Annotated in this window: 11 protein-coding genes; 2 read left to right on the plus strand and 9 right to left on the minus strand. The window is 40.3% G+C overall.

Annotated features, from left to right (window positions below; genetic code table 11):
- Positions 1-70: 70 nt before the first annotated feature.
- Both IRY55_RS10085 and IRY55_RS10090 read right to left on the minus strand, forming a co-directional pair.
- On the minus strand, positions 71-3046 hold the full coding sequence (locus IRY55_RS10085; RefSeq protein ID WP_194563197.1) for a DNA polymerase III subunit alpha: 2976 nt from the start codon (positions 3044-3046) through the stop codon (positions 71-73).
- Between the two features lie 18 nt (positions 3047-3064).
- Positions 3065-4003, minus strand: coding sequence for a DHH family phosphoesterase (locus tag IRY55_RS10090; RefSeq protein WP_194563198.1), 939 nt, complete (start codon positions 4001-4003; stop codon positions 3065-3067).
- Between the two features lie 104 nt (positions 4004-4107).
- On the opposite strand from IRY55_RS10090, the gene IRY55_RS10095 reads away from it, so the two are divergent.
- Positions 4108-4428: a YtpI family protein gene (locus IRY55_RS10095; protein ID WP_194563199.1), complete on the plus strand. Its 321-nt coding sequence runs from the start codon at positions 4108-4110 to the stop codon at positions 4426-4428.
- A gap of 52 nt (positions 4429-4480) precedes the next feature.
- Here the strand turns inward: IRY55_RS10095 and IRY55_RS10100 are convergent, their stop codons facing one another.
- From IRY55_RS10100 to ald, 3 genes are all read right to left on the minus strand, one after another.
- Entirely contained in the window at positions 4481-5788 is a 1308-nt protein-coding gene (locus tag IRY55_RS10100; protein ID WP_194563200.1) for a DRTGG domain-containing protein, read from the minus strand.
- Positions 5789-5850: 62 nt separating this feature from the next.
- Positions 5851-6531, minus strand: coding sequence for a metal-dependent hydrolase (locus tag IRY55_RS10105; protein WP_194563201.1), 681 nt, complete (start codon positions 6529-6531; stop codon positions 5851-5853).
- Between the two features lie 221 nt (positions 6532-6752).
- Positions 6753-7868, minus strand: a complete 1116-nt coding sequence (ald, locus tag IRY55_RS10110) for an alanine dehydrogenase (RefSeq protein WP_194563202.1) — start codon at positions 7866-7868, stop codon at positions 6753-6755.
- A gap of 218 nt (positions 7869-8086) precedes the next feature.
- Between ald and IRY55_RS10115 the strand changes: the two genes are divergently transcribed.
- On the plus strand, positions 8087-8530 hold the full coding sequence (locus IRY55_RS10115) for a universal stress protein (RefSeq protein WP_194563203.1): 444 nt from the start codon (positions 8087-8089) through the stop codon (positions 8528-8530).
- Positions 8531-8587: 57 nt separating this feature from the next.
- Here the strand turns inward: IRY55_RS10115 and IRY55_RS10120 are convergent, their stop codons facing one another.
- Genes IRY55_RS10120 through thiI form a run of 4 tightly spaced genes read right to left on the minus strand, consistent with a single transcriptional unit; the run spans position 8588 to position 12322 of the window.
- On the minus strand, positions 8588-9475 hold the full coding sequence (locus IRY55_RS10120; RefSeq protein WP_194563204.1) for a class I SAM-dependent methyltransferase: 888 nt from the start codon (positions 9473-9475) through the stop codon (positions 8588-8590).
- Between the two features lie 56 nt (positions 9476-9531).
- Positions 9532-10065, minus strand: a complete 534-nt coding sequence (locus IRY55_RS10125) for an RDD family protein (protein ID WP_194563205.1) — start codon at positions 10063-10065, stop codon at positions 9532-9534.
- A gap of 14 nt (positions 10066-10079) precedes the next feature.
- Positions 10080-11087, minus strand: coding sequence for a signal peptide peptidase SppA (gene sppA / locus IRY55_RS10130; RefSeq protein ID WP_194563206.1), 1008 nt, complete (start codon positions 11085-11087; stop codon positions 10080-10082).
- 29 nt (positions 11088-11116) lie between these two features.
- A complete protein-coding gene (gene thiI / locus IRY55_RS10135) occupies positions 11117-12322 on the minus strand; it encodes a tRNA uracil 4-sulfurtransferase ThiI (protein WP_194563207.1) in 1206 nt (401 codons plus the stop codon).
- Positions 12323-12333 lie beyond the last annotated feature (11 nt).

Raw genomic sequence — 12333 nt, forward strand, 5'->3', positions numbered from 1 at the left:
AATTTCATACTATTCGTAAAGGTTTTTCAAAAAAGAGCGTAAAAAAACGATGAGCAATTCGCACTCATCGTTATAATTGACCAATATACTGTATATTATTTACGATTATTTCTTTTTCACCACGACGAAATTGCGTTTTTCCCTCTACCGTTAAAATATTTCTCTCTTGCAATTGCTCAGCGAATTGTTTGTACGACTTTGGAAAAAAGATAGCGGTAATCGTTGCCGTTTCATCTTCTATCGTCACAAAAGCCATCGCCTCACCATTTTTCGTTCGAGTCGTTCGTATGAGGCGGACGAATGCAAGAACATGTACATGATTCATCTGTTCGTGAATTTCTGCAAGTGGAATCGTGTTCGCTACCTTTTGACGAACTGTTTCTAATGGATGTTCAGAAATATACAATTGCAAACGAGCATATTCTTCTTCTAATAAGACGAGAGGGTCGTATGTTTCCCCCTCAATTTCTTTGATCTTTCCTGCATTTCCAAATTGAGCAATGCCTAATGCAGCAGGGATTCGATGAATATTCGTCGAACGCGACCCTTCCAATTCATCACAGGCTCCCGAGTGGATTAAGTCAAGGGCTAACGACTCTGTAAATTCTTTTTTCAAGAGACGTGCCACATCATAAATGGTCCGAATTTGTTCTTCTTTTCTTATTTCTTTCCACAATGGATAAAATGACCGAGATAACCCTTTAATTTGTTTAAAACCTAAACGGATATTCTGATTTTCAACCGTATGGTTCCAACGGCTTTTCAAGAGAGATGGGGGTAAAAATCGCACGTTGTAGCGCTTCGCTTGTCGTATCCATTGTTCGATTTCATTCGCGCTGCTGAAACTAAGCATCGCCGCAAAATAATATGTCGGCGCATTCGCTTTAAAATAAGCGAGCCAATAGGAGATATGAGCGTACGCCACCGCATGACTTTTAGGGAAGCCGTATTGAGCAAATTGCGCGATTAACTGAAAGATTCTCATCGCTTCTTCTGAAGTCATTCCATTCGTTACCGCTCCAGAAATAAATTGCTGTTCCGCTTGTCGAAGCACACTCTCATCTTTTTTACTAATGGCTCGGCGTAACAAATCGGCCTCTGCATAAGTAAAACCAGCAACGGCAACAACGATTTGCATAATTTGCTCTTGGTAAACGATAATCCCATAAGTTTCCCGTAATATGTGATCGATTTCTGGATGAATCGATGGAATCGGGCTTCCGTTATTTTTACGATCGGCAAATAAAGGAATTTGCGCCATTGGACCTGGCCGGTATAAAGCGTTTGTTACAACGATATGTTCAAAACGTTCAGGATGAATTTGTCGCAGCGCTTGCTTCATTCCACTCGATTCAAATTGGAAAATACCATCCGTATCTCCCGCTTGAAAAAGTTGAAAAGTTTTCAAATCATTTAACGGAATTTGTTGCAAAGTGAATTCTTTTTTCGTATTGAACCGAATCATTTCTAAAATGCGCTGAAGGATGGTCAAATTGCGCAAGCTGAGCAAGTCAATTTTCACTAACCCACTCCACTCTATGTCTTTCATAGTCCATTGCGTCATAAATAAATCATCACTGCTTTTTTGTAATGGAATGAGATCGACTAATCGTTCAGGCGAGATGACGATTCCAGCAGCATGCGTAGAAATAGAGCGTGGTAAATGTTCCAGCTTTAAACTGTGGTACCACAAAGTTTGTAATGTTGAGTCTTGTGCTAAATCAGGAGATTTTTGCAAAGCATTTTTCAATTGCTTTTCTTTCGTCGCACCGAGCGTTGAAGCGATGCGGTCTAACTGTTCGCGAGGAATACCGAGAACGCGTCCGACCGCGCGTACAACGGCACGCATCGATAATGTACCGTAAGTAGCAATTTGAGCAACATGTTGTTCACCGTAATATTGTTGTACCGCTTGTAATAATGCCAGCCTCTCCGTATCTTGAATATCCACATCGATATCTGGAATCGTCACACGTTCCTCGTTTAAAAAACGTTCAAACACTAAACCGTAATGTAGGGGATCGACCGCTGTAATATTTAAACAATAAGCGACGAGTGAACTCGCTGAAGAACCACGACCAGGACCGACGATAATATTTCGTTCATGAGCTAATTCAATGATGTGAGCAACGACCAAAAAATAATCTGCGAAATTTAAACGATCAATGACATCGAGTTCATATGTTAAACGGTCTCGATAACGAGCTTCATCGAGTCCTTTTTCCACGAGTTGACTATATGCTCGTTCTCTTAATAATTGCATCGTATCGCCATCGTATGGATAACGCGGCATTTGTAAATCGTTTGGTAAATCATATGGTTCACATTGTGAGAATAATTCTTCTTGAACAGTAAACCAGTCAGCATGATCAGCATATAAATCTTTCAGTTCCTGTTCAGAACGTGATACATACACTCCATTTGCAATCGATACTTCATCCAATGTTGTCGTTTGACGAATAGCGGTCGCAATCGCATACGTTTCAGCGTCTTCGGCATGAAGATAACGTATTTCATGATAATACGTGAGAGGAATTTCCTGCTCCTTCGTAAATGCAAGCCATTGTAATTCCATTTGCTCTTCAATCTCAAACTGACGGCTCAATGCAAAAGCAAATGTCGTACTTTCCAATAAATTGTCCGTAAAGGCATCGTACAACTGTGGCGAGCGATACCCTGTGATATCATTAGCGGGTGCGATAATTAAACAGTGTGCACTGTAAGCTCTAAGCCAGCGATACGGAATGATTCCGCCTTCTGTTTGAGCGATTGCACTCGATAGCTTTACGAGCATATGATACCCTTGAAGATTTTTGGCATACACGTAGAGCGGAACAATTTGTTCGTCAATGCGAATAGAGGCAGTCAAACCGATAATCGGTTCAATGCCTCTTTCGCGTGTATGGCGCAAAAAGGAAGGGACGCCGTACAAATAGTGATTGACGATGGCCATTTTGCGACTCGTCGCCAGATGTCTCGTTACTTGTTCTGTCGTCACAATGCTTCGCAATACATCATCACTCGTCACAATTTGTCCGTAAATCATGAACAGTCCCTCCTTTTATTATTCATCACATAATTGTTTCAATCGTTCAATCACTTCATCCGCTTCTTCCCAAGAGTAAACAGAAGCACCAGATGCTAACGGATGTCCTCCACCGCGATATTCAGCAGCTAATCCATTAATAACCGGTCCTTTTGAGCGGAGACGAACACGAATTAATCGATCTTCTTCCACAAAAATTACCCATGATTTAATTCCTTTTACATTCCCTAAAGAACCGACGAGTTGCGAAGTTTGTTCTGTTGTAACACCGTATTCACGCAATAATTCTTTCGTAATTTTAATATACGCAGCTCCATTTTCAAACATCGTGAAATTTTGGAAGATATACCCTTGTAAATGTAAAACATCGCGATTCACTTCATACATGGCATCAAATAGCGCTGTGCGGTCAAAGTCATAGGCAACGAGTTCTGATGCGGCTTGAAACGTAAATTGCGTTGCACTTGGGAAGACAAAACGCCCCGTATCTCCTACAATCCCAGCAAAAATTAAACGTGCCGCTTCATTTGGTAATGTCCAATTATAATGTTGTTCTCCGTATTTAAATAAACGGAAAATGAGTTCACTCGATGAACTGGACGTCGTATCTACCCAGCGGATGTCACCATAATGATCGACGTCTGGATGGTGGTCAATTTTAATCATATAGTCACCTTGTTCATAATAAGGGCTGTCGATACGACCTGTATTTCCCGTATCGGTAATAATGATGAGTGCTCCTTTGTATTGTTCTTCTGCTACTTCATCTTGCGTCGCTAAATATGTAAGCAATTCATCATGTTGCCCTGTTGCATATACCTCTTTATTCGGATAATTCGTTTGAATTAATTGTTTTAATCCCACTTGTGATCCATAGGCATCTGGATCTGGACGCATATGTCTTAAAATGATAATTCGATCATACTGCTCAATTTTCTCAATAATTTGCTGTTTCAATACAGTCACTCCTTCTATATTCATAGTAAAAAACAATAGTCGCATTTTCAATGATTTATCGTTACAATAGAAATATGTATGAATAAACGGAGGTTCTTTTTAGTATGAAAGTTTTGAACTCAATTTTTCTTTTCGGACTCTCAGCGTCTTTCATTTTTTATTTCTATTTAAAAACGAAACAATTCCATACTCTTCAAGTATACCCGATTCGCAAAAAAATGTATGCTAGTCTCGCTGGAATTCCGCTCGGTTTTTTATTGATCTTTTTTGCTTTGAATCAATTTGTCTTATTTGATGGTTGGATTACATATGTCGTTGGAATTATTTTTATTGTGTACGGAATTTATATGGCCGTCGCTAATTATAAAAAATATAAACATTATGAGCAATTTATCGAAGAAGAAACACGACTTAATCAAAAATAAAATGAGACGAGACCGATAGCAATTCGAGTTGCTAAATGGGTCTCGTCTCATTTTATTTTTCAAATAATTGATACATAACCATTGCACTCGCAATGACTTCTTGATTATGAACGAAATCAAAACTGAATTTAACAGAACGTCGACTTAAATGCAAAATACGCGACTTGACTAACACGCGGCCACCGAGAGGGACTTGTTTAACAAAGTAAACGGTTAAACTTTCTGGCACCCCTTCGCTCCTTTTATTTTGCTTTAACAGTTGACTACCAAATTCAGTTAATATTGTCGTCAATGCGCCATATGACAACGCTCCGAAATGATTCGTCAATTGCGGCGTCACAGTGAACGCTAATGATGTCGGGTCTTCTGGGACATCCGCCATTTGGTTACGCACGATGTCATCAATCGTTTCGCCTTGCTGTGGTTGGCGCTGCGCCATTTGAAATGCCTTTAAAACATCACGTCGACTAATAATTCCTTCTAAATAATCATCGCGATCGACTACCGGTGTTAAGTCAACACCTTCCCAAATCATATTATGTCCAGCCGCAGCTACCGTCATTTTGTCATTGACAGTGACAGGATGAGTAGACATGACGTCTCGAATGAGTAAATGTTCTTCTTTTCCTACAGCGTCACGACTCGTTACAATTCCGACAAGTTTTTTATTTTCATCGATAACAGGATAACCAGAATGAGCTGATTTACGATTTACCTGATTGAAATATTCAATCGTATCAGACGGCTCAAAATAAATTGTTTTTTCTAAAGGTGTAATAATATCTTCTACGAGCAAAATTTCTTTTTCAATCAATTGATCGTAAATTGCACGATTCAACATCGTCGCAACAGTGAATGTATCATAACTTGTAGATATGATTGGCATATCGAGTTCATCCGCAATTCGTTTAGCACTTTCCGCTGTATCGAAACCACCTGTAATTAAAATTGCCGCTCCTGCGTTGAGCGCACTTTCATGAGCACGTTCACGGTTACCGACAATTAAAAGACTTCCCGCATCAATATATTTCTCCATGTCAGGTAGTTGCATCGCACCGATAACAAATTTCGTCAATGTTTTATGAAGACCGTTACGACCACCTAATACTTGGCCATCGACAATATTGACGACTTCAGCAAACGTTAACTTTTCAATATTTTCTTTTTTCTTTTTTTCAATTCGAATCGTTCCGACTCGTTCGATCGTGTTAACGAGCTTTTGATTTTCTGCCTCTTTAATTGCTCGGTAAGCCGTTCCTTCACTGACAGAAAGTGCTCGTGCTACTTGACGAACGGATATTTTTTCTCCGACTTCCAATCCTTCAATATATCTGAGGATCTGTTCATGTTTCGTAGCCATCGGTTCATCCTTCCTCTTTTCGACTGAAGAAGAACACCTCGTGATGCGAGGTGTTCTTCTTCTTATAATTCGAGCATTGCGCCCACTTGCATAATATTGACCTCTGCATGCTCCACCAAATTTTTAAAGTTGTCTGGGTTTTGACGAATAGGTGGGAATGTATCGTAATGAACAGGTACAACGATTTTCGGTTTTAACATGCTCACTGCCAATGCCGCATCTTCTGGTCCCATTGTGAAATTATCTCCAATCGGTACAAAAGCGACATCGATTTCATTTGTGCGACCGATGATTTCCATATCGCCAAATACAGAAGTATCTCCTGCGTGATACACTGTTTTTCCTTCGGCATAAAGTAGAATACCTGCAGGCATCCCTGTATAAATAATTTCGCCGTCTTCTGTTGTATAAGACGAACTATGAAATGCTTGCGTATATTTTAATTTTCCGAATTCAAATTCAAAGGCACCCCCGATATTCATTCCATGCGTATCGAGTCCTTGTTGACCGAGATAAATCGCTAATTCATTTGGCGCGATCACTTTCGCTCCACTCGCTTTCGCAATTTCAACTGTATCTCCTACATGATCGTTATGACCGTGCGTCAATAAAATGTAATCAGGTTTTTGCTCTTCTACTTTCAAGTCGGTTAATGTATTTCCATTAATAAATGGATCAATTAATAATGTTAAACCGTTCGTTTCAATTTTGACAATCGAGTGTCCATGATAAGATAGTTTCATCTTACACTAGCCTCCCCTATACATAATCATTCTAATTGTTCCTACAACTCATACTTCTACTGTATAACAGATTGGACAAAAATGCACCTTTTCTTTCTCCTTGTATCGCGTTTCCTTTTCTATGCTTTCATTCTTATTTTCTGTTCTTTATTCTATTATTTTCAAATAACAAAACAGAAAAAAACTGTGAAACGATTGCGTTCCACAGTCTGTATCTATATTTATTGTAACAAAGTTAATGGATCTACGTATTGTAAGTCTTGCGCTTCCGCGATTGCACGATAGGTCACTTCACCTTTGTACGTGTTCAAGCCGAGACGTAATGATTCATCGTCTAAACATGCTCGTTCTAATCCTTTGTTTGCAATTTGAAGCGCGTAAGGAATTGTTACATTTGTTAAAGCCATCGTCGATGTACGTGGTACAGCTCCTGGCATATTCGCAACTGCATAGTGAATAACGTCATGCTTCACATGTATCGGATTGTCATGTGTCGTAATACGGTCAGACGTTTCAAAAATACCGCCCTGGTCAATCGCAATATCGACGAGTACAGAACCTGGTTGCATTTTTTTGACCATCTCTTCTGTCACTAACTTCGGTGCACGCGCCCCTGGAATGAGGACTGCTCCAATAACGAGATCTGATTCAGCAACCGCTGCTTCAATATTGTATGGATTGGACACTAAAGTTTGGATGCTATTGCCGAAAATTTCGTCTAATTGGCGAAGACGATCAACCGATAAGTCAAGTACATTGACATGTGCTCCGAGACCGATTGCGACACGTGCCGCGTTCGCACCAGCCTGTCCGCCACCGATAATCGTTACTCGACCGCGGTCGACACCTGTTACACCCGCGAGTAAAATTCCTTTTCCACCTTTTGTTTTCTCTAAATATTGTGAACCGATTTGTGTTGCCATACGCCCGGCTACTTCACTCATCGGTGCTAGAAGTGGAAGTGAGCGATTCGGCATTTGAACTGTTTCATATGCAACACCTGTTACACCCGTTTCTAACAATTTCTTCGTTAATTTTAATTCCGGTGCTAAATGTAAATAAGCGAAAATGATTAAGCCTTCACGGAAATATTGATATTCGTCTTCAGTTGGTTCTTTTACTTTCAATACCATGTCAACGTCCCATGCATCTTTCGCATGAGTGGCGATTGTCGCTCCCGCTTCACGGTACTCCTCATCTGTAAAGCCTGACCCTTCGCCTGCATTCGTCTCGACGATCACTGTATGACCGTTCGTCACGAGGTTGTGAGTGCCTGCTGGTGTCATTGCCACACGATTTTCACTATTCAGTAACTCTTTTGGCACACCTATTCTCATCTTATTCTTCCTCCTTAAACGTAGCCGTTCATCCTTCTTCATAAGACGACTATTCAACATATTTTAGGGCATCGAAATCATTATTTCAACCATTGTTAACGAATAAATTATCAAAATCTTCACAATCGGTAAAATATGTTTAAACAATTTTTGTATTTCCAATAAAAAAGGAGTACAATAGCATTAGGTTAAATAATAAAAAATGGAGTTGATTGGAAATGACAATGAAATACTCACACATTCTCGTAGCAGTGGATGGTTCACCAGAAGCGAAACATGCATTTGAAAAAGCAATCGAAATCGCAAAACGTAACGGCGCAACTTTACATCTTGCAAACGTAATTGACACTCGTTCATACGCTGCAGTGGAAGCGTACGACCGTACAATTGCAGAACGTGCACAAGAGTTCGCTGAAGATTTACTCGGCGACTACTCAACGCAAGCGAAAGAAGCTGGTGTGGATGCAGTTGAAATCCACGTCGAGTACGGAAATCCAAAAACATTAATTCCACGCGACTTATCGAAAAAAGTGGAAGCGGACTTAATCGTCTGTGGTGCTACAGGACTTAACAAAGTGGAACGCTTCTTAATTGGTAGCGTTTCAGAAAACATCGTACGTTCTGCACATTGTGACGTTTTAGTCGTTCGTTCTGACGCTTAATCTCAAGTAAAAAACGTGTTGTCTTTCACTTCTAGTGAAACGCAACACGTTTTTTTATTAAAGACGTTTTGTGGACTCGTGTACTTTGGCAAAAAAACGAGCCATCGCATTCGCATCAGATAAATCAGGTACTGTCGCAAGTAAAACTTCTTTTTTCTGTTTTTTCTTTTCAATGACGAGCACACTCTTTCCTTGATTCGCATCTTTAAATAAAGTAGCAGGTAATTGGAAAAGTGCACTAATTGTCCCTTCTTTTTTGAAAAACGGATACAGTAAATCAGATTGTTCCGATGAGAATAAATGATTCGGAACGAGCAACACCGCAACACCATCTTCTTTTAAATAGTTTAATGTTTGTTCAATAAATAAATGATGAGCATATGCGTGGCCTTCTGCTGGCATGAGACGGTAATTCAAACCATTTTCGTCATCTGGATAGTAACCAACTGGTAAATCGCTCACAATGACATCGACTGGATCGATATAAAGTGGACGTAAACTATCTTGACAATAATACGTAATCGGTTGTTCGATTAAATCGCTTGCTGCCGCTCCGATACGAAGAAGTAAATCATCAATCTCTACTCCGTACCCTTGCATTATCTTATGTTGTAAATGATTCATCACCGTTAATAATAAATTGCTCGTACCTACTGCTAAATCTGCAATGACGAGTTCTTTTTTCTGTTCTGTCCATTTTTCAACAAAATAACTCATTAACATACCGAGCGCATCAGGCGTCATTTGATGATGCGATTGTGTTGATTGCTTCATCCCTTTAATAAGCGCAAGTTGTACAGCTTTGCGGCGCTCTTCCTTCGTTCCTATTTTCTCTGCGTCGTTCAGTTGTTCTAAACGAGTGAGTAAATGTTCTAAATAAGCGACGCCTTCTTTTTCGTCAGATTCTTCGTCCAATTGATGAAATAATGTTTCTACTGTTGACATCGTTATTCCTCCTGTTGAAAAATGACAAGGCGATGGAAACACCTTGTCATCTGTCATTATTGTACTTCTGGTTGTTCGACCCTGTTCGTCGGAATCGCCGGTTCTCGGAAGATTGGCTGATGCTTTAACGCATACGTATCTTCATAGACGACGACTGTATCCGCAATTAAATCATGCACCGCTTCTTTCTTCGGTAAGAAAGGAATCGATAAATACGGAAGGACGAGTAAACGTGAAATGAACCGTCCGATCACTTCTCGGAAAAATACTTGCTTCCATGTTAACGGTGTGTCAAATGCTGATTTCACTTGAATTCCAACAATCATTTTACCGAGTGTCTGCCCTAACTTTTTCGTCATAATAGCGAAGTAAAGGAAGGCGATGATGAATAATGTAATTCGGTACGGAGTGAAAAATAAAAACCACCCTTTGCTCAATGACCACCCGAACCATTTAAACAACGGTTTCACTAAAATAGCGCCGATCGCATTGACCGTTAACATATCGAGGACAAATGCCCAAAAACGAACCCAAAAACCAGCGTATTTCAATTCATATTGATCGGCTGTCGTCGCTTGTCGTTCTATCATTTGTATTCCTCCTCTCAATATTCACCGTATAAGTACATCATGCGTGGTGCGCCATTATCGCTCAACAATTTCGCGACCATCTGTGTTTCAAAGTCCGGACGTAACATTTGTTGCATTTTTAAGCCGAATAATGAAGCGAATCCTTGGTTTTGTGAATAAGAGAATACTTGTGCATTTTCTAATCCGAAGTCTTTTTTCAACGCTTCAATCACTTCTGCACGTTTGGCAAATTCATCTGCTAAACCTGCTTCAATCGCTTGGCGACCGTTCATAATACGTCCGTCTGCTACTTTCTTTACATCTGCGACTGACATTTCACGGCCTTGTGCGATAATTTCAACGAAACGTTCATATGAATCGTTCAGCATTTCTTGCAATAAATTACGCTCGCGATCTGTCATCGCACGGTTCGGGCTCATCATATCTTTAAATTCGCCTGATTTGATCGTGTTGAATGAAATCCCTACTTTTTCTGCAAGTTCACTATAATTCATCGCTTGCATAATGACACCGATTGATCCTGTAATCGTTTCACGGTTGACGAAGATTTTATCAGCGGGTGCACTAATATAATACCCACCTGACGCTGCCATTCCACCCATTGACACGTAAATTGGAATTTCACGTTCTTCTTGAATAGCGATTAACGCATCATAAATGTCTGCCGATTCTAACACGCCACCACCTGGGCTGTTCACAGCGAGCACGATTCCTTTTACAGAATCATCTTCACGAATATCTTGGAGCTGCTTCATGAAAAATGTATGGTCATAACCTGAGCTAAACATGCCTGTTGCGCCTAAATCTTGAATAGCGCCATCTACTTCTAACACGGCGATTCGATTTGTTGCGTCTCCTTTTTCAAGTACTTTAATCCCTGTATTCGTTAATGCTTCTTCTTGGATTTCTTCCATCGCTGTTGAAAAATCAGTCGTGACAAATGACCAGACAACATTGACTGCAATAGAAATAAAAATCAGTGCTGCAACTGTAATCAAAGCGATAATTTGTTTTAATTTCATCTTCAATTCTCCTCATTTTCTGTCTATCCTTACAATAATTCACTAAAGCTCGCTACTTTTTCGCGTTTTGTAGAAATAACGACTTCTCGTTCATTCACTGCTTCTGTAATTAATTCTTCGAAATCTACTTGCCCTTCAAAATGCTCTACTTTATCGAGGCGCGGCTTCGTCGTCGGATTCGCTGGTGTGAAAATCGTACAACAATCTTCGTAAGGACGTATCGATATGTCATACGTTCCAATATGCTCGGAAGTTTCAATAATTTCACTTTTATCGAATGTGACGAGCGGACGAATGATCGGTGTTGCGGTTACTGCGTTGATCGCTGTCATACTTTCTAACGTTTGACTTGCGACTTGTCCGATACTTTCCCCTGTTACAATCCCGAGTAAACCACGCTCTTCTCGTACCCGGTCTGCAATGCGCATCATGAGTCGACGTGTCACCGTCATCGTCAAGTTCGCTGGAATTTTTTCATCGATTAACTTTTGAATTTTCGTAAATGGAATGACATGCACTTTAATCGTCGGTCCGAACTTCGATAAATGTTCCGCGAGGTCGAGCACTTTTTCTTTCGCTAAGTCACTCGTATATGGCGGACTCGCAAAGTGAATCGCCTCTAAAGCAACACCGCGCTTCATCATGTAATAACCTGCGACCGGACTGTCAATTCCTCCTGATAACATGAGCAAAGAACGCCCGCTTGAACCGACTGGGAAACCTCCTGGACCTTTGTACACTTCACTTGAAATGTAAGCCGCATCGCGACGAATGTCGACATGAAGTACGAAATCAGGATTTTTCATTTGAGCGGTTAACTCTGGGTAGTTGCGCAACGCATGTGCACCGATCCATTGTTGAATTTGTTGAGACGTTTTGCCATACGTTTTATCGGCACGTTTCGCTTCCACTTTAAATGTTTTTCCCGTTAAGTCTTTCATACTCAATACATCGAGGACGAGCTTTTCAATCGCTTCGTCTGTCCGTTCTGTACGTGCAATCGGGCTGTAAGAATGAATACCGAAAACATGCTGCAAACGTTGAAGCACTTCTTCAATCTCCGATTCATCTTCCGCTCGAATAAACATACGATCTCGCTCCGCATGAACAGAAACCGTTTCTAAATCTTTCGTTTGAAACTTCACATTTTTACGTAAACGTTGTACGAATAAGTTACGATTGCGCCCTTTGAGCGATAATTCTCCGTAACGAACTAAAATTTCATTCCATTTCATTGTTCATTTCC

The organism is Savagea serpentis (assembly GCF_015351395.1).
Lineage (GTDB): Bacteria > Bacillota > Bacilli > Bacillales_A > Planococcaceae > Savagea > Savagea serpentis.